Annotated in this window: 15 protein-coding genes and 1 pseudogene; 5 read left to right on the forward strand and 11 right to left on the reverse strand. The window is 59.9% G+C overall.

Going from position 1 to position 18,151, the window contains the following annotated elements; all coding sequences use genetic code 11:
- Window positions 1-22 precede the first annotated feature (22 nt).
- The 4 genes from AC1DHT_RS23800 to AC1DHT_RS23815 form a co-directional block, all read right to left on the reverse strand.
- Window positions 23-646, reverse strand: coding sequence for a C40 family peptidase (locus AC1DHT_RS23800; RefSeq protein ID WP_427530364.1), 624 nt, complete (start codon window positions 644-646; stop codon window positions 23-25).
- A 212-nt stretch (window positions 647-858) separates the two neighbouring features.
- The gene (gene hda / locus AC1DHT_RS23805; protein WP_477761489.1) at window positions 859-1,563 is read right to left on the reverse strand and encodes a DnaA regulatory inactivator Hda; all 705 of its coding nucleotides are present in this window, start codon (window positions 1,561-1,563) and stop codon (window positions 859-861) included.
- A 233-nt stretch (window positions 1,564-1,796) separates the two neighbouring features.
- Window positions 1,797-2,867: an AI-2E family transporter gene (locus AC1DHT_RS23810; protein WP_427530362.1), complete on the reverse strand. Its 1,071-nt coding sequence runs from the start codon at window positions 2,865-2,867 to the stop codon at window positions 1,797-1,799.
- 34 nt (window positions 2,868-2,901) lie between these two features.
- Entirely contained in the window at window positions 2,902-3,951 is a 1,050-nt protein-coding gene (locus AC1DHT_RS23815; protein WP_427545986.1) for a DUF2066 domain-containing protein, read from the reverse strand.
- Between the two features lie 385 nt (window positions 3,952-4,336).
- Between AC1DHT_RS23815 and purM the strand changes: the two genes are divergently transcribed.
- From purM to AC1DHT_RS23835, 4 genes are all read left to right on the forward strand, one after another.
- A complete protein-coding gene (purM, locus tag AC1DHT_RS23820) occupies window positions 4,337-5,395 on the forward strand; it encodes a phosphoribosylformylglycinamidine cyclo-ligase (RefSeq protein WP_145020505.1) in 1,059 nt (352 codons plus the stop codon).
- A gap of 11 nt (window positions 5,396-5,406) precedes the next feature.
- Entirely contained in the window at window positions 5,407-6,057 is a 651-nt protein-coding gene (gene purN, locus AC1DHT_RS23825) for a phosphoribosylglycinamide formyltransferase (RefSeq protein WP_427546281.1), read from the forward strand.
- An 8-nt stretch (window positions 6,058-6,065) separates the two neighbouring features.
- Window positions 6,066-6,779, forward strand: a complete 714-nt coding sequence (locus AC1DHT_RS23830; protein WP_071553889.1) for a DUF3108 domain-containing protein — start codon at window positions 6,066-6,068, stop codon at window positions 6,777-6,779.
- A 267-nt stretch (window positions 6,780-7,046) separates the two neighbouring features.
- Window positions 7,047-7,235 carry a hypothetical protein gene (locus AC1DHT_RS23835; RefSeq protein WP_477761490.1) on the forward strand — a complete coding sequence of 63 codons (189 nt, stop codon included), beginning with the start codon at window positions 7,047-7,049 and terminating at the stop codon, window positions 7,233-7,235.
- A 67-nt stretch (window positions 7,236-7,302) separates the two neighbouring features.
- Here AC1DHT_RS23835 and AC1DHT_RS23840 read toward each other — a convergent pair whose 3' ends face one another.
- The 7 genes and pseudogenes from AC1DHT_RS23840 to AC1DHT_RS23870 form a co-directional block, all read right to left on the reverse strand.
- Window positions 7,303-7,845: a DUF2058 domain-containing protein gene (locus tag AC1DHT_RS23840; RefSeq protein ID WP_477761491.1), complete on the reverse strand. Its 543-nt coding sequence runs from the start codon at window positions 7,843-7,845 to the stop codon at window positions 7,303-7,305.
- Window positions 7,846-7,870: 25 nt separating this feature from the next.
- Window positions 7,871-8,704 (reverse strand): nucleoside triphosphate pyrophosphohydrolase, encoded by an 834-nt coding sequence (gene mazG / locus AC1DHT_RS23845; RefSeq protein ID WP_427546248.1) that lies wholly within the window; start codon window positions 8,702-8,704, stop codon window positions 7,871-7,873.
- A 137-nt stretch (window positions 8,705-8,841) separates the two neighbouring features.
- Entirely contained in the window at window positions 8,842-11,085 is a 2,244-nt protein-coding gene (gene relA, locus AC1DHT_RS23850) for a GTP diphosphokinase (protein ID WP_427546250.1), read from the reverse strand.
- A 122-nt stretch (window positions 11,086-11,207) separates the two neighbouring features.
- Entirely contained in the window at window positions 11,208-12,560 is a 1,353-nt protein-coding gene (gene rlmD / locus AC1DHT_RS23855) for a 23S rRNA (uracil(1939)-C(5))-methyltransferase RlmD (RefSeq protein WP_427546252.1), read from the reverse strand.
- Window positions 12,560-13,462: a cysteine synthase CysM gene (gene cysM / locus AC1DHT_RS23860; protein WP_427530352.1), complete on the reverse strand. Its 903-nt coding sequence runs from the start codon at window positions 13,460-13,462 to the stop codon at window positions 12,560-12,562. The genes rlmD and cysM overlap by 1 nt, the downstream gene beginning before the upstream one ends.
- Before the next feature lie 169 nt (window positions 13,463-13,631).
- Window positions 13,632-14,417, reverse strand: a pseudogene (locus tag AC1DHT_RS23865) (sensor histidine kinase); the annotation flags it as partial.
- 16 nt (window positions 14,418-14,433) lie between these two features.
- Window positions 14,434-15,156 (reverse strand): response regulator transcription factor, encoded by a 723-nt coding sequence (locus tag AC1DHT_RS23870; protein WP_427546254.1) that lies wholly within the window; start codon window positions 15,154-15,156, stop codon window positions 14,434-14,436.
- Window positions 15,157-15,373: 217 nt separating this feature from the next.
- Here AC1DHT_RS23870 and AC1DHT_RS23875 point away from each other — a divergent pair, with 217 nt between their 5' ends.
- On the forward strand, window positions 15,374-18,124 hold the full coding sequence (locus AC1DHT_RS23875; RefSeq protein WP_427546256.1) for a response regulator: 2,751 nt from the start codon (window positions 15,374-15,376) through the stop codon (window positions 18,122-18,124).
- Window positions 18,125-18,151: the final 27 nt, after the last annotated feature.

Here is an 18,151-nt window from a genome sequence, read left to right on the forward strand (position 1 = left end):
GTTGGCCTTACAAAAAGTCCGCTTACTTGCGTGCCGTGACTGTCGTTGGTGCCATGGCGAGTGCTCGCTTGGCCTCAATGAAGGTCTTGCTCCAGTAGCTGTCGCCCAGGTTATCGACCCGGACACCACCGCTGCGGCGGCTGCTGGAATGGATGAACTGGTCATCACCCAGGTAGATCCCGGCGTGACTGACGCGACCGCGACGACCATTGGTGGCGAAGAACAGCAAGTCGCCAGGCTTCAGGTTGTTGCGTGAGACCAATGGGGCATTCACGTTGATCATTTCGCGAGTGGAGCGCGGCAGGTTCATGCCAGCCTCTTCACGAAACAGATAACCGATGAAACCGCTGCAATCGAAACCGGCTTCAGAGGTGCCGCCCATGCGGTAACGGGTACCGACCAGGGACAAGCCACGCTCGAGAATGCTGTCGGCCAAAACTGGAAGCTGGTAAGGCTTGTTGCTGGCAAAGTCGGCCAGTTCTTTTTCGGTAGCCAGCTCTTCCTGATAAATAACGGAAGACTGGGCAGTCGCTGAATTTTTAATCTGCTGATCGTTTTGTTGTTGCGAGACCGGGGAATGAACCGCGCAACCAAAAAGCAGGGTGACAAGTGCGAGAGGCACGAGGGGTGCGAAGCGATTTAGCATGGGCACGACCGTGGCTGAAGTTGTAAAGAAGGCGAGACTATGCCTTCTATCGTCCTCATTTGCAAATTCAATCGATCTAAATGTGACTTATCGGTTTCTCGTTAACATCTAAGCGCTTAAGCCCATTTTAATCTGCACGCGCCGTGAATACCCTTCCGGAAGCGGGTTTCCTGACGCCTGAAAGATGCCGAAACGCACTACAGGCCGCGGTTTTACCAGCCCAGGGTTTCTTTGAGAAAGGGGATCGTCAGCTTGCGCTGAGCCTGCAAGGAGGCCTGATCGAGGCGCTCAAGGAGCTCGAACAACGCGCTCATGCTGCGAGTACCGCGCGTCAAAATAAAATGCCCGACTTCGTCGGTCAGGTGCAGACCGCGGCGTGACGCACGCAATTGCAGTGCACGCAACTTGTCTTCATCGGACAGCGGCCGCATCTGAAAAATCAGCGCAAGGGTCAAGCGGGATTTGAGGTCAGCCAGTTTTACCGGCAACTCGCGTGGCGAGGTCGAAGCGGCGATCAGCAGGCGCCGACCGCTGTCTCGCAGGCGATTGAACAGATGGAACAACGCCTCTTCCCAATCAGCCCGTCCAGCGACTGCCTGCAAGTCATCCAGGCAGACCAGTTCGTACTGCTCAAGGTTGTCGAGGATTTCGATACCGCGATCCAGCAACTCGGCCAACGGCAGGTACACCGCAGGCTCCCCCAACTRCTCGAAGCGCAAGCACGCGGCTTGCAACAAGTGCGTACGCCCTACGCCGTCCTTGCCCCAGAGATAGATCAGGCTTTCGGTCCAGCCGGCGTCGGCTTCGCACAGCCGCTCGACATAGCCGAGTGCAGCGGCATTGGCGCCAGGGTAGTAGTTGATAAAGGTAGCGTCATCACGCAGACGCACACCTAGGGGCAGCTGAATCGGTTTCATGCTGACTGAACAGTTCCAAACGAACCGTTAGTGGCCTCTGTGTAAAGTTTGCAAAGTTTATACCCGTGACGCCAGCCGCACAATGCAGCAGACCATAAGCAAAATCAAAGGTTTGCGTTAACTTGCGAGGATCGCCGAGGTTTGTTTGACGGCGTATGTGATAGCCGGGAGAGTTTTACAGGCGTGCCCGGCAATGTGCCGGGCATCCTTGAGTACTCAGTCGACAGGGCTGATCAATCCGAATTATCCACACCGCTGTACATGCCAGAATCTTTATATAAATCATGGACATGCCGAACAAGCACCATGATCACCGCCGCGACTGGCAACGCCAGCAGAATCCCGGTGAAACCGAACAGCTCTCCACCCGCCAGAATCGCAAAGATCACCGCCACCGGGTGCAGACCAATCCGGTCTCCCACCAACAACGGCGTCAGCACCATGCCTTCCAGCGCCTGACCGACCATGAACACCGCGACAATCCCGATCATCGGATACAGGTCGCCACCAAACTGAAACAACCCGGCGATCAGCGCCGCGCCAATCCCGATCACAAAGCCCATGTACGGCACGATTGCTGCCAGCCCGGCAATCAGGCCGATCAACAGCCCCAGCTCCAGCCCGACCAGCATCAGGCCCGCCGCGTAGATCACTCCCAACGCCAGCATCACCAGCAACTGCCCACGAACAAATGCGCCGAGCACCTCGTGACACTCGTCCGCCAGCGCTACCACTTGCTCTTCGCGATTACGTGGCAACAGGCTACGGAGCTTCGCCATCATCAGGTCCCAGTCGCGCAACAGGTAAAAACTCACCACTGGGATCAGCACCAGATTGGCCAGCCAACCGATCAATGCCAAACCCGATGCGGTGGCCTGGCTCAGCACGATACCGACGATGTCAGTGGCCTGCCCCATATGCTCGGTAATCGCAGCCTTGACCTTGTCGAACTTCCAGAACCCATTCGCCAACCCGAGCTTCGACTGCGCCCAGGGCATCGCCGTGTGCTGCAACCAATCGAGCATTTGTGGTGCCAGTTCATACAAGCGGAACAGCTGTTTGGCCAGCATCGGCACCAACACCAGTAACAGTGTCATGACGACCAGGGTGAACAGCGCGAACACCGCGACCACACCCCAGGTTCGCGACAGGCCAAATGCCTCCAGGCGATCCACCAGCGGGTCGAACAGATAGGCCAGTAACAGCGCCACCAGGAACGGTGTAAGGATCGGATGCAACAGGTACACAAATGCGCACAGCAGGGCTACCCCACCAAGCCATACCCAACGCCGTGTATCGGCCATGAATCACTCCAGCTTCTATATAAGGAAAGAAAATCTACCAACGGAAACTCAACTGCGCTTTGGGCGCGGGTGCCGGGGCGACCGCAGGTACTGCACCGCCGACCGAAGACTGAACCGGTGCAGGCGCAACGCCCGCCGGCACTTCTTGCAACTTCGCCAGACTCAACTGCGCTCGCAGTTGATCGGCACTGCCGTTGACGCGATACACAATCTGGTCGCCATTGACACTTTGCAGGTGCGCACCAAACGGCTCAAGCAAGCGCCCCAGCACCGCGTAACGCTCCAGATTCATGCCTTGCACCTCAAGCACCTGCTCGGTGGACGCTCCCGGCCTGGCAACGAAACGTGGTGCCAGGCGCTGACTCACCGCCAGCAATACCGCATCGGCCACAGCCGCACTGTCGGCCCCTTGCACGCTGCCTTGCTCGCGCTGGTCACCCAGCCATAAATGCCACTTGGCCTGCCACTGACCGCCCTCCTCCCGCGCATGCACGGCCAACAGAGCGTCCGCGCCGTAACGTTCGGAAATGCCATGCAACGGCGCCGGATCATTGCCTTCCAGATGCGGCGCAGTAGCGACGATCTGCTCGTTCAAGTCACCCAGCGGCAGGCGCAACGGCAGCCCCCGATGCTGTGCAGCACGCCGCAGCGGCGCGGCACTGGCCTGACCGTCTCCCACCAGGCTTGAGCCTTCGGTCGAATCGTTCAGCCACCAACCGAGAATCGACGGCCGATTGGCGCCCCACAAGGCCAGGCCTGCCTGACGCAGCGCCCGATCGGTGCTGACCGGATCGAAATCGACTTGCAGGCTTTCCGGCGGTCCGGCGTCGTAGCCATATCGGCTGATGATCTGCTGCGGGTCCTTGCGAATCGCCGCCAGCCCCGGGCTCTGCGCCGCCTTGGCGTCACCGGTCAGACGCAGCACCAGGGTATCCAGCGCACGCTGGGTGGCCTGGTCACGCTCCTCCGGGGTCTGACTGCTGACCGGCTCGCGCACTTGATAGAGACCGTTAACGGTTTGGGCATGACTCGCCAGGCTGACCAACGACAAACAGCCCACAAAAAGAAATTTACACAAACGCATGGAGGATTCCCGTCGACAAAAAGCGGCTGGAACAGACCGCATGAACAGACTTGAGCAAGGCTGTGACTGCCGGCCTGCGCAAAACATTCACGCAATCGATGGAAGTTTTCACTCTGTCATAACGATAGCCGGTTAACGGCTATACCTTATACAGCCACGAGCGAGGTCACCAGCACGGGCATTTTCGGTTTTTTTAACACGATATGCCTCTGCCCGTCGGCCCGAGGATGGCCGCTGCCCCTCAAGCCTGATAAAATCGCGCGCCTTCGTAGACCGGCAACGGCTGGGTACTCTGAAATACTTGCGCGGCAATCGCGTCACACGTATTTCAGCGCACTCGCCGAACTCGGTCGTTACCCCTGAATCCCCCCTAAAGGCCTGGATCATGAGCAAGCAACCCTCCCTGAGCTACAAGGACGCCGGTGTAGACATCGACGCCGGTGAAGCATTGGTCGAACGCATCAAGAGCGTCGCCAAGCGCACTGCGCGCCCGGAAGTCATGGGCGGCCTGGGCGGTTTCGGCGCCCTCTGCGAAATCCCGGCTGGCTACAAGCAGCCCGTGCTGGTATCCGGCACCGACGGCGTCGGCACCAAGCTGCGCCTGGCTCTGAACCTGAACAAGCATGACAGCATCGGCATCGACCTGGTTGCCATGTGCGTCAACGACCTGGTGGTCTGCGGTGCCGAGCCGCTGTTCTTCCTCGACTACTACGCCACCGGCAAACTGAACGTCGACACCGCCGCTCAAGTCGTCACCGGCATCGGTGCTGGCTGCGAACTGTCCGGCTGCTCGCTGGTGGGCGGCGAAACCGCTGAAATGCCTGGCATGTACGAAGGTGAAGACTACGACCTGGCCGGCTTCTGCGTGGGCGTGGTCGAGAAGTCGGAAATCATCGACGGTTCGAAAGTCGCCGCTGGCGATGCCCTGCTCGCCCTGCCGTCTTCCGGCCCGCACTCCAACGGCTACTCGCTGATCCGCAAGATCATCGAAGTGTCCGGTGCAGACATCGAAAACATCCAGCTCGATGGCAAGCCGCTGACCGACCTGCTGATGGCGCCAACCCGCATCTACGTCAAGCCGCTGCTCAAGCTGATCAAAGACACCGGCGCGGTCAAGGCCATGGCCCACATCACCGGTGGCGGCCTGCTSGACAACATCCCGCGCGTWCTGCCAAAAGGCGCKCAAGCSGTGGTTGACGTAGCGAGCTGGACCCGTCCGGCCGTATTCGACTGGCTGCAAGAGAAAGGCAACGTCGACGAAACCGAAATGCACCGCGTGCTGAACTGCGGCGTCGGCATGGTGATCTGCGTTGCTCAGGAACACGTCGAAACCGCGCTGAACGTACTGCGTGAAGCCGGCGAACAACCTTGGGTCATCGGTCAGATCGCTACCGCTGCCGAAGGTGCTGCGCAGGTTGAACTGAAGAACCTCAAGGCGCATTGATGCAAGAGCAAATGCCCGCAACCTGTGATGTCGTGGTGCTGTTGTCCGGCACCGGCAGTAACTTGCAGGCTCTGATCGACGACGCGCAGAACGCGGACAACCCTGTGCGCATTCGCGCGGTGATCTCGAACCGCGCTGATGCCTACGGCCTTCAGCGCGCCAGGGACGCGGGCATCGACACCCGCACCCTGGATCACAAGGTTTTCGAAGGTCGCGAGGCCTTCGATGCCGCCTTGATCGAATTGATCGACGCCTTCCAACCCAAGCTTGTGGTACTGGCCGGATTCATGCGTATTCTCAGCGCTGATTTCGTCCGTCACTATCAGGGTCGCCTGCTCAATATCCATCCCTCGCTGCTACCCAAATACAAAGGGTTACACACTCATCAGCGAGCGCTGGAAGCCGGCGACACCGAACATGGCTGCAGCGTGCACTTCGTCACCGAGGAACTCGATGGCGGACCACTGGTCGTACAGGCAGTAATACCGGTAGAGTTGCACGATTCGCCGCAAAGTCTGGCGCAACGGGTTCACGCCCGCGAACACCAGATTTACCCGATGGCCGTACGCTGGTTTGCCGAGGGCCGACTGAGCCTTGGCGAACAGGGTGCTTTACTGGATGGTCAGTTACTCGCGGCCAGCGGTCACTTGATTCGAAACTAGGAGATTTTATGCGTCGCGCCCTGCTCTTCGCTTGTGCTCTGTTCGCCCTGCCCCTTGCGCAGGCGGCAGACCTTCAACCGTTCTCCGCCAGCTACACCGCCGACTGGAAGCAGCTCCCGATGAGCGGCTCAGCCGAACGCAGCCTGTCGAAAAATGACAACGGCTCCTGGACCTTGAATTTCAAGGCCTCCATGCTGGTCGCCAGCCTGACCGAAGAAAGCACCCTGAAGCTGGACAAGGACGCCTTGCTGCCCCAGTCATATCGCTTCGAACGCGGCGGCCTGGGCAAAGCCAAGAAGGTCAATCTGGACTTCGACTGGACCACCAAGATGGTCACCGGCACTGATCGCGGCGACCCGGTCAAGGTACCGCTCAACACCGGCATGCTGGACAAGTCCACCTACCAACTGGCCCTGCAGCGCGATGTAGCCGCCGGCAAAAAAAGCATGAGCTACCAAGTGGTCGAAGGTGAAGACACCGACACCTACGACTTCCGCGTGATTGGCCAGGAGAAAGTCCAGACCAAAGCGGGCTCGGTCGATGCGATCAAGGTCGAACGCGTTCGCGACCCGACACAGAACAAGCGCATCACCGAAATGTGGTTCGCCAAGGACTGGGGCTACATCCTCGTAGCCCTGCGCCAGGTCGAGACCGACGGCAAGGAGTACAACATCATGCTCCTCGACGGTACGGTTGACGGCAAGGCTGTCAAAGGCAGCTAAGCAAGCAGCTCGAAATGAAGAAGCCTCGCCATTGCGGGGCTTTTTTTCGCCTGCCGGTTTGTGCCCAAGCCGTTGGAAACATGAAACTTCTGTCATGAAACCCGGCGCCCTGCGACCGAATGTCACGGCCCGCAAGGGCTGCGGGATTTTTTCAGTTTCTGCAAAAGATCATTACCGAGCGCGAGCATTTACTTAGCAAGCTAACAAAATATATAACAAAGGCCTGCACACGCCTTGCTGCAGAACAATTGAGATTGGAGCCAGCAGATGACTGTAAAAGTAACTGAACGCGACGATTCACATAAATCCCACGAAGGCGTAGCCGCCGGCATCCGGATCTGGGACGTCTATCAACAAGACATGCTGGTGGGGATGTTCCACTCCGAGAGCGATGCCCACAGCTACAAGGCCGAACTGGAAAATCTGKAACAGCAACGAGACGCCCGCTCCGTGTAATGACAGCATTGAAAACAACAAACCCCGCCAATGAGCGGGGTTTGTTGTTGTGGCAACCTTTAAAGGCTTACCACATCAGATCATCAGGGATCTGATAGGCCGCGTACGGATCGTCTTCGGCGCTGACTTCTTCTGTCTTCACATTCAGTTGCACGATGCGCCGTGGATCGCGCTCCTGGATCTTCAGGGCCGCTTCACGCGGGATCACTTCGTAGCCGCCGGCATGATGCACGATCGCCAGGGAACCGCTGCTGAGCTTGTTGCGCATCAGCGTGTTGACGCAGATGCGCTTGACCTTCTTGTCGTCCACGAAGTTGTAGTAGTCCTCGGTGGTCAACTTCGGCAAGCGCGAGACTTCGATCAATTGCTTGACCTGTGCGGCGCGGGCCTTCTGCTCAGCCTTCTCCTGCTGCTGGCGATTGAGTTCCTGGTCGCGCTTGACCTTCTCGGCCATGGCCTCCTGGGCCGCACGCTGCTGGGAATCATCGAGTTCGATCTKACCTTTATGGGCCAGGCGTTGCTGCTTCTGTTTTTCTTTGCCGACCTGTTTGGCCTGCTTTTGGTTGACCAGCCCTGCTTTGAGCAACTGGTCGCGAAGGGAAAGGCTCATGGTGCTTACTCACTTAGGCAACAGCTCAGCCGCAGCTGGGCAAATTCTTTTCCTGACGTTTGGCTTCGCCCCACAAGGCGTCCAACTCTTCGAGGGTGCAATCTTCTATGGGACGGCGGGTGTCGCGCAATGCCTGTTCGATAAATCGGAAGCGTCTTTCAAACTTGCTGTTGGCGCCGCGCAATGCGGTTTCGGGGTCGACCTTGAGGTGACGCGCCAGATTGACCACGGAAAACAACAGATCGCCGACTTCGTCACTGATCGCTGTCGTATCGTTATCCGCCATGGCTTCGAGTACTTCATCAAGCTCTTCGCGGACCTTATCGAGCACCGGCAACGCGTCCGGCCAGTCGAAACCCACCTGCCCCGCGCGCTTTTGCAGCTTGGCCGAACGGGACAACGCCGGCAGCGCTGCCGGCACATCATCGAGCAAGGACAATTGTTCGGGGGCGTGGGACTTCTCGGCCCGCTCCTCGGCCTTGATCTCCTCCCAGCGCTGCTTGACCTGCTCCTCACTGAGCCGCGGGATATCCAGTGGTGCGTACAGATCGCCCGTCGGGAACACATGTGGATGACGACGAATCAGTTTGCGAGTGATGCTGTCGACCACGCCGTCGAACTCGAAACGCCCCTCTTCCCGCGCCAGCTGGCTGTAATACACCACCTGGAACAGCAGATCGCCCAACTCACCCTGCAAATGATCGAAGTCGCCGCGCTCGATGGCGTCGGCCACCTCATAGGCTTCTTCCAGGGTGTGCGGGACGATGGTCTGGTACGTTTGCTTGATATCCCACGGACAGCCGAACTGCGGATCCCGCAGCCGGTTCATCAGGTGTAGCAAGTCTTGAAGTGAATACATCTATCAATCTCTTCACAAAACCCATGTGGGAGCGAGCCTGCTCGCGATAGGGCCGGCATATCCAGCATAACTGTTGACTGGACAMCCGCCATCGCGAGCAGGCTCGCTCCCACATAAAGCAGCTCCCACACCGATCATCACGGGGTGCGGTTACGCCGGGTTTCGATGATGTTCGGCAATTGGGAAATACGCCCCAACAACCGCCCCAATGCGTCCAGCCCCGGAATCTCGATGGTCAGGGACATCAACGCAGTGTTGTCCTCTTTGTTCGAGCGGGTGTTGACCGCCAGCACGTTGATCCGCTCGTTGAGCAGCACTTGCGACACGTCACGCAGCAGACCGGAACGGTCGTAGGCACGAATGATGATGTCCACCGGATAGGTCAACACCGGCACCGGGCCCCAACTGACCTGGATGATCCGCTCAGGCTCGCGCCCGGCCAGTTGCAGCACCGAGGCGCAATCCTGGCGGTGAATGCTGACACCGCGGCCCTGGGTGATGTAGCCGACGATCGCATCGCCCGGCAACGGCTGGCAGCAGCCGGCCATTTGGGTCATCAGGTTGCCGACGCCCTGGATCTGGATGTCGCCGCGTTTACCCGGCTTGTAGCCAGTGGCTTTGCGCGGGATCAGTTCCAGCTGTTCGTTGCCGCGTTCCGGCTCGACCAGTTGCTGTGCCAGGTTGACCAGTTGCGCCAGGCGCAAATCGCCGGCCCCCAAGGCGGCAAACATGTCCTCGGCGGTTTTCATGTTGGCCTTGTCGGCCAGCTTTTCGAAATCCACCTGCGGCAGACCGAGACGATTGAGTTCGCGCTCGAACAGGGTTTTACCCGCCGCGACGTTCTGGTCGCGCGCCTGCAATTTGAACCAGTGAACGATTTTCGCCCGCGCCCGCGAGGTGGTGATGTAACCCAGGTTCGGGTTCAGCCAGTCGCGGCTCGGCGTGCCGTGCTTGCTGGTGATGATCTCGACCTGCTCACCGGTCTGCAGGCTGTAGTTGAGCGGAACGATCCGCCCGTTGATCTTCGCACCCCGGCAGTTGTGACCGATTTCGGTGTGTACGCGGTAGGCGAAGTCCAGCGGTGTGGCGCCTTTTGGCAAGTCGATCGCATGACCGTCGGGGGTGAAGATGTACACCCGATCCGGCTCGATATCGACCCGCAGCTGTTCCGCCAGGCCACCGATATCGCCCAGTTCTTCGTGCCACTCGAGCACCTGACGCAGCCAGGAGATTTTCTCTTCGTAGTGATTGGAGCCGGATTTGACGTCGGTGCCCTTGTAGCGCCAGTGCGCGCAAACGCCCAGCTCGGCCTCTTCGTGCATCGCGTGGGTGCGGATCTGTACTTCCAGCACCTTGCCTTCAGGGCCGATGACCGCAGTGTGCAGCGAGCGGTAGCCGTTCTCTTTCGGGTTGGCGATGTAGTCGTCGAACTCTTTCGGGATGTGCCGCCACAACGTGTGGACGATGCCCAGCGCGGTGTAGCAATCGCGCATTTCCGGCACCAGCACGCGCACCGCACGCACGTCGTAGATCTGGCTGAACTCCAGACCCTTGCGCTGCATTTTGCGCCAGATCGAATAGATGTGTTTGGCCCGGCCGCTGATGTCGGCATCGACGCCGGTGGCCTGCAATTCGGCCTGCAGCTGATTCATCACATCACTGATGAACCGCTCGCGATCAAGGCGCCGCTCGTGCAGCAACTTGGCGATCTGCTTGTATTGTTCAGGCTCCAGGTAACGGAAGGACAAGTCCTCCAGTTCCCATTTGATATGACCGATGCCAAGACGGTGAGCCAGCGGCGCATAGATGTCGAAGACTTCCCGGGCGACCCGGTTGCGCTTTTCGTCATCGGCGGTTTTCACCGCACGGATCGCGCAGGTGCGCTCGGCCAGTTTGATCAGCGCAACGCGAACGTCGTCGACCATGGCCACGAGCATCTTGCGCAGGTTTTCCACCTGGCCCTGAGAGCCCAGCACCAACGATTGGCGCGGGCTCAGGCTGGCGCTGATGGCCGCCATGCGCTGCACGCCGTCGATCAGTTTGGCGACCACCGGACCAAAGCGCTGGCTGACGGCCGGCAGCTGGATATGGCCTTCGCGTACGCCACGGTAAAGAATTGCCGCGACCAGTGAATCCTGATCGAGCTTGAGGTCGGCGAGAATCTCTGCGATCTCAAGGCCCGTACGAAAACTCGACGTGCCTTCGGACCAGAGATTCTTCGCCGCTTTGTCTTGTTGTTCGGCCTGACGAGCGAACTCGCAGGCTTCTTTCAAGGCTTCGCGATCCAGTGCCGGATCGACACTGACCGCATGATCGAGCCAAGCCTCGAGATTGATACTGCCGTCGGTATTGATCGGCTGGTGTGCTCTCACCTGTACCATCTTGCTTACCTTCCCTACGACGCAGATTCAATGCGTCAAATCGCTGACCTTCGGTGCTCATGCGCCCTTGCCGGGCTGAACGGCTGATGCATGAGCGGTCTGGTCGGACCAGACGAGCCATCCTAGCTCGCTTCAAATAACGCCATGGCCTCGACATGTGCCGTCTGAGGAAACATATCGAGGATCCCGGCACGTTTTAACCGGTAGCCCTGCTTGATCAATTCGACCGTGTCGCGGGCCAAAGTTGCCGGGTTGCACGACACATAAACCAAGCGCTTGGCACCCAGCGATGCGAGTGTGCGCACCACCTCGAAAGCACCGTCGCGCGGTGGGTCCAAGAGTACCGCAGAAAAGCCCTCGCTGGCCCATTTGGCATCAGCTAAAGGCTGGGATAAATCGGCCTGAAAAAACTTCGCGTTATGCAGATTGTTGCTAGCGGCATTCGCGCAAGCGCGCTCGACCATGGTCTGCACGCCTTCCACCGCCACCACTTCACGGACTTTCTGCGCCAGCGGCAAGGCAAAGTTACCCAGGCCGCAGAACAGATCGAGCACGCGCTCGTCAGCGGCAGGCTTCAGCCATTCCAGCGCCTGGGCGACCATCGCTTCGTTGACCCCGGCGTTCACCTGAATGAAGTCACCCGGGCGATACGCCAGTTCAAGATTCCATTGCTCAAGTCGGTAACCCAGTGCCTGATCGGCATCGACCGGTTGCGGTTCGCCTTCGCCATGCAGCCACAATTGGGCGTCATGGAATGCACAGAATTCCTTGATAATGCTCAGGTCGTTTTCAGACAGTGGCGCCATGTGCCGCAGCAACAAGGCCTGAGATGAACCGGCGAACAATTCAACATGCCCCAACGCCTGAGGCTTGCTCAAACGCCGGAGCATTTCCGGCAAGCCGCTCATGATCGGCTGCAAGGGCTGTACCAGCACCGGGCAATCGTTGATACCGACGATGTCCTGGCTGCCGGCGGCACGAAAACCGACGTCGAGTTTTTTCGTCTTCACGTCCCAGCGCACCGCCACCCGGGCGCGACGTCGGTAAGCGAATTCAGGACCGCTCAAGGGGTCTGCCCACTGCTCGGGTTCGACACCCGCTACCCGCGACAACTGCTCGGCGAGCATGCGCTGTTTCAGGGCGAGTTGTTCGCTGTGGGGCAGATGCTGCACGCTGCAACCACCGCAGCGCCCGGCATGGGCGCACGGTGCCGGACGACGCATTTGATTGGCGACGAAGACGCGCTCGGTGCGTGCCTCGACAACTTTGCCATGGGCACCCAGGACGCGCGCCTCGACTTCTTCACCGGCCAAAGCACCGATGACGAACCAGGTACGACCTTCGAAAAACGCGATACCGCGACCGTCATTCGCCAGGCGCTCGATGGTCAAGCGCTGCTTTTTGCCGGTCGGGACTTGCGGGGCCTTGCTGCCGCCAGTGGGTTGGAAGCGCAGGCCTCTCTCTTGCTTGGCCATCAGTTGGGTGCGTCGAAAATGCCGGTCGACAAGTAACGGTCGCCACGGTCACAAATGATCGCGACCATCACCGCGTTTTCGACTTCCTTGGACAGGCGCAGCATCGCGGCTACAGCACCGCCCGAGGACACGCCACAGAAGATGCCTTCTTCACGCGCCAGACGACGGGTCACGTCTTCGGCTTCGCTTTGGGCCATGTCGACGATGCGGTCAACCCGATCGGCTTGATAGATCTTCGGCAGGTATTCCTGCGGCCAGCGACGGATACCCGGAATCGCCGAGCCTTCCATCGGTTGCAGGCCGACGATCTGCACGGCCGGATTCTGTTCTTTCAGGTAACGCGAGACACCCATGATGGTGCCCGTGGTGCCCATGGAACTGATGAAATGAGTAATGGTGCCCTGGGTCTGGCGCCAGATTTCCGGGCCGGTACCGGTGTAATGCGCCTCGGGGTTGTCGCCGTTGGCGAACTGGTCGAGCACCTTGCCACGGCCTTCAGCCTGCATGCGCTCGGCGAGGTCGCGAGCACCTTCCATGCCCTCTTCCTTGCTGACCAGAATCAGCTCGGCACCATAGGCGGTCATCGCGGCCTTGCGCTCGGCGCTGGAGTTGTCGGGCATGATCAGGATCATCTTGTAACCCTTGATCGCCGCGGCCATGGCCAGGGCAATCCCGGTGTTGCCGGAGGTCGCCTCGATCAGCGTATCGCCAGCATGGATCTGCCCACGCAGTTCGGCACGGGTGATCATCGACAGCGCCGGACGGTCCTTGACCGAACCCGCCGGGTTATTACCCTCGAGCTTGAGCAGCAGGGTGTTGCTGGTGGCGCCGGGCAGGCGCTGCAAACGAACCAGCGGAGTGTTGCCGACGCAATCGGCGATGGTGGGGTACTGCAAGGTCATGGCGTATTCGCAATCCAGACTGCGGGGGCGACCATCATACCGGCAAACGTGCGCAGGCCATATCACGCAAAGTGTGGTGCTTATGGCTTATGGGAATAAGCGCTGGTTTTGTGGTGGTTTGAGATTGCCATCGCGAGCAGGCTCGCTCCCACAGGGGATCGGGGGGGACTCACTCTTTTTGCGACTGGAACCGTACCAATGTGGGAGCGAGCCTGCTCGCGAAGGCGTCGTCACTGACACCATCAAGATCAGCCAACAACCGCATATTCAGCCGCAACCCTGCCCCCGTATTCTCCGCCCACAAGCGCCCACCCTGACGCTGCACCGCGTTGCGCGCGATGCTCAGCCCCAGGCCAAAGCCGCCATTGCCGGGGCGTAAGCCGTCGAGTCGGGTGAACGGGTCGAACATACGCTCCAGGTCGTCTTCGGCGACACCGCCGCCCTGATCTTCGAGCCACAGCAGCCAGTAATCGCCGTCGCGCCGGCCATCGAGGCGAACGCTGCCACCGACCGGAGAATGGCGGATGGCATTGCGCAGGATGTTTTCCAGTGCCTGGGCCAAGGTATTCAGATGGCCGCGAACCCGGCACGAAGCCTCCACTGCGCAGTGCAGTTGCCCAGTGGGCCAGCCGCTTTCATAGCAGGCGTTTTCCGTGAGCATTTCCCAAAGCGCCTGTATCTGGATGGCCTCGTCCGGTAATGGCGAGTGCTCCGTGTCGAGCCAGGCCAGTTGCAGAGTGTCTTCTACCAACCGTTGCATGCCATCGACTTCGCGACTGACGCGTTCGCGTAGTTGCAGCAGATCCTCTTCGCCTTCGCTGGCAACGCGTAGACGGCTCAACGATGTGCGCAGTTCATGAGACAAGTCGCGCAGCAGTTGCTGCTGCACAGCCACGGCGGTTTGCCGGCGTTCGGGCATTTGCTCGAAAGCGCGGGCCTGTTCATCAAGGTTGTTCAAAGGCACCACCCGCTCAGACCACTTCATCAATGGCACTCATTACATAACCCTTGCCCCAGACCGTGCGCACTTCGCGTTCGCCGTAGCCGATGGCCTTGAGTTTGCGGCGGATCTGGCTGATGTGCATGTCCAGGCTGCGGTCGTGGGGCGCGTAGCCGCGCTGCAACACCTGCTGATAAAGGAAGGCCTTGCCGAGCACCTCATCGCCATTGCGGTTCAGGGTTTCCAGCAGCCGGTATTCGCTGCGAGTCAGCCCGGCCCACTGCTCACCATAATGAACATCACACCGTTCATCGTCGAAACGCAGGTTGTGAACCTCGCCGTTGAACACTGGCAATGTATGTCGACGGTCCAGGGCCACCCGCCGCAGGATGGCTTCGATGCGCACCCGCAATTCAACCATGCTGAAAGGCTTGGGCAGATAGTCGTCGGCACCCAGGCGAAAACCGCTGATGCGATCCGCTTCCGCGCCCAATGCCGACATCAGCAGCACCGGGATGGAATCGCGGGTCCGCAGGTCGGTCAATACCGCCAGGCCATCCATGCCTGGCAGCACAATATCCATCAGTACGATATCGAAGGTCTGCTCACGAGCAATTGCCAACCCGTCCTCGCCGTTCTGGCACCAGGTCACCTGAAAACCACTGCGCCCCAGATGTTCATGAACATGTGCCCCCAGTACAAGGTCGTCTTCAATCGCCAGGATACGAGGGGGGCCATCAGATACGGGAGTCATTAGCTTCTGCAAGTCATTCTCAATCACTGATTATTCAAGATTGCCCGACTGTGAGCAACCCGCGACTTTCGTCGCAGCCCCCGGCAACGTTCAAACCGTCACAAAGCTCTGGATAATTTGCCGGGATTGCCCGCCAGCAAATCGCTACACTGCGCGGGTAGCGCGTGCCGGATGCACGCACAGTCATCTATAAACAGCGTGATAGCAGGAGAGTGACGTGCTGAAGAAACTGGGGATCAAAGGTCGCGTATTGTTGTTGACCTTGTTGCCGACCAGCCTGATGGCCTTGGTTCTGGGCGGCTACTTCACCTGGATGCAACAGTCCGACCTGCAAACCCAACTTCTGCAACGCGGCGAAATGATCGCCGAACAGCTGGCACCTCTGGTCGCCCCGGCCATGGGCCACAAGAATGACGACCTGCTGGAACGCATCGCAACCCAGTCACTGGAGCAACCGGACGTGCGCGCCGTGTCGTTCCTGGCGCCGGACCGCACGCAACTGGCGCACGCCGGGCCGCTGATGCTCAACCAGCCGCCCACCGGCGACAGCGCGCATATGCTGCAACGCACCGGCAACGACGCCACCCGTTACCTGCTGCCGGTGTTTGGCAGGCATCGCAACCTGGCCGGCGAGCTGATCCCCGATGAATCCGATCGCTTGCTGGGCTGGGTCGAGCTGGAACTCTCCCACAACGGCATGTTGCTGCGCGGTTACCGCAGCCTGTTTGCCAGCGTGCTGTTGATCGCCGCAGGCCTGGTCGGCACCGCGCTGCTGGCATTGCGTATGGGCCGCACCATCAATACACCGCTGAACCTGATCAAGCAGGCCGTGGCACAACTCAAGGACGGCCATCTCGAAACCCGCCTGCCCCCGCTTGGCAGCCAGGAACTGGACGAGTTGGCCTCGGGTATCAACCGCATGGCCAGTACCCTGCAAAACGCCCAGGAAGAATTGCAACACAGCATCGATCAGGCCACGGAAGACGTCCGGCAGAACCTGGAAACCATCGAGATCCAGAACATCGAGCTGGACCTGGCGCGCAAGGAAGCCCTGGAAGCGAGCCGGATCAAGTCCGAGTTCCTCGCCAACATGAGCCACGAGATTCGCACGCCGCTCAACGGTATCCTCGGCTTTACCCACTTGCTGCAAAAAAGCGAACTGACGCCGCGTCAGCTCGACTACCTGGGCACGATCGAAAAGTCCGCCGACAGCCTGCTGGGAATCATCAACGAGATTCTCGACTTCTCGAAAATCGAGGCCGGCAAACTGGTACTCGACAGTATTCCGTTCAACCTGCGCGATCTGCTCCAGGACACCCTGACCATCCTCGCCCCGGCCGCCCACGCCAAACAGCTCGAACTGGTCAGCCTGGTGTACCGCGACACCCCGCTGTCGCTGGTCGGCGACCCGCTGCGGCTCAAGCAGATCCTGACCAACCTTGTGAGTAACGCGATCAAGTTCACCCGCGAAGGCACCATCGTCGCCCGCGCCATGCTTGAAGAAGAACACGAAGACAGCGTGCAACTGCGCATCAGCATTCAAGACACTGGCATCGGCCTGTCGAATCAGGACGTACGCGCGTTGTTTCAGGCCTTCAGCCAGGCCGACAACTCGTTGTCGCGGCAACCGGGCGGTACCGGCCTGGGGTTGGTGATTTCCAAGCGATTGATCGAACAGATGGGTGGCGAGATTGGGGTCGACAGCACGCCGGGCGAAGGCTCGGAATTCTGGATCAGCCTGAGCCTGCCGAAAACCCGCGACGATGCCGAAGACCTGCCAGGACCACCGTTGCTCGGACGGCGCGTTGCGGTGCTGGAAAACCACGAGCTGGCACGCCAGGCCTTGCAGCATCAGCTGGAAGACTGCGGCCTTGAAGTGACCCCGTTCAACACCTTGGAAAGCCTGACAAACGGCGTCACGGGCGCGCATCAGACCGAGCAGGCGATCGACCTTGCCGTGCTCGGCATCACCTCCAACGACATGCCGCCGGAGCGGCTGAATCAGCATATCTGGGACCTCGAACACCTGGGTTGCAAAGTGCTGGTGCTGTGCCCGACCACCGAACAGACGCTGTTTCATCTCTCGGTGCCCAACCCTCACAGCCAGTTACAGGCCAAACCGGCCTGCACCCGCAAGTTGCGTCGGGCGCTGTCGGACCTGGTCAACCCGCGCCAGTTGCGCAACGAACCGGGCGAGCCGGTTTCCAGCCGCGCGCCCAAAGTGCTCTGCGTCGACGATAACCCGGCCAACCTGCTGCTGGTGCAGACACTGCTCGAAGACATGGGCGCCAAGGTACTGGCAGTCGAAAGCGGTTACGCGGCGATCAAGGCGGTGCAGACCGAAGCCTTCGACCTGGTGCTGATGGACGTGCAGATGCCAGGCATGGACGGACGCCAGAGCACCGAAGCGATTCGCCAATGGGAAAGTGAACGGCATTGCACGCCGTTGCCGATCGTCGCCCTCACCGCGCATGCGATGGCCAACGAAAAACGCGCCTTGCTGCAAAGCGGCATGGACGATTACCTGACCAAACCGATCAGCGAACGCCAACTGGCGCAGGTGGTGTTGAAGTGGACCGGGCTGGCCCTGCGTAACCACGGTCCGGAGCGGGCCGACGTTTATGGCAGCAACAGCGACCTGCTGGTGCTCGATCCCGATGAAGGCCTGCGCCTGGCGGCCGGCAAAGCCGATCTGGCAGCCGACATGCTGGCGATGTTGCTGGCCTCGCTGGAAGCTGATCGCGAGGCGATTCGCGTCGCTCGTGAAAGCAATGACCAGAATGCCCTGATCGAACGGGTCCACCGTCTGCACGGGGCGACACGCTATTGCGGCGTTCCGCAGTTGCGTGCGGCCTGTCAGCGCAGTGAAACCCTGCTCAAGCAACAAGACCCCAAAGCCGTCATGGCACTGGAAGAGCTTGAGCGGGCGATCAACCGCCTGGCCTCGCAAGCGCGTATTGGCGCTTGACCCAGCGCAATAGCGTGGTGGGCGTTG

It is taken from the genome of Pseudomonas sp. 05N432 (assembly GCF_056396945.1).

Coding starts and splice junctions, on each gene's coding strand:
- AC1DHT_RS23800 (WP_427530364.1), bottom strand. CDS start 646: ATGCTAAATCGCTTCGCACCCCTCGTGCCTCTCGCACTTGTCACCCTG.
- AC1DHT_RS23810 (WP_427530362.1), bottom strand. CDS start 2,867: ATGGCCGATACACGGCGTTGGGTATGGCTTGGTGGGGTAGCCCTGCTG.
- AC1DHT_RS23815 (WP_427545986.1), bottom strand. CDS start 3,951: ATGCGTTTGTGTAAATTTCTTTTTGTGGGCTGTTTGTCGTTGGTCAGC.
- purN (WP_427546281.1), top strand. CDS start 5,407: ATGCCCGCAACCTGTGATGTCGTGGTGCTGTTGTCCGGCACCGGCAGT.
- AC1DHT_RS23830 (WP_071553889.1), top strand. CDS start 6,066: ATGCGTCGCGCCCTGCTCTTCGCTTGTGCTCTGTTCGCCCTGCCCCTT.
- mazG (WP_427546248.1), bottom strand. CDS start 8,704: ATGTATTCACTTCAAGACTTGCTACACCTGATGAACCGGCTGCGGGAT.
- relA (WP_427546250.1), bottom strand. CDS start 11,085: ATGGTACAGGTGAGAGCACACCAGCCGATCAATACCGACGGCAGTATC.
- rlmD (WP_427546252.1), bottom strand. CDS start 12,560: ATGGCCAAGCAAGAGAGAGGCCTGCGCTTCCAACCCACTGGCGGCAGC.
- cysM (WP_427530352.1), bottom strand. CDS start 13,462: ATGACCTTGCAGTACCCCACCATCGCCGATTGCGTCGGCAACACTCCG.
- AC1DHT_RS23870 (WP_427546254.1), bottom strand. CDS start 15,156: ATGACTCCCGTATCTGATGGCCCCCCTCGTATCCTGGCGATTGAAGAC.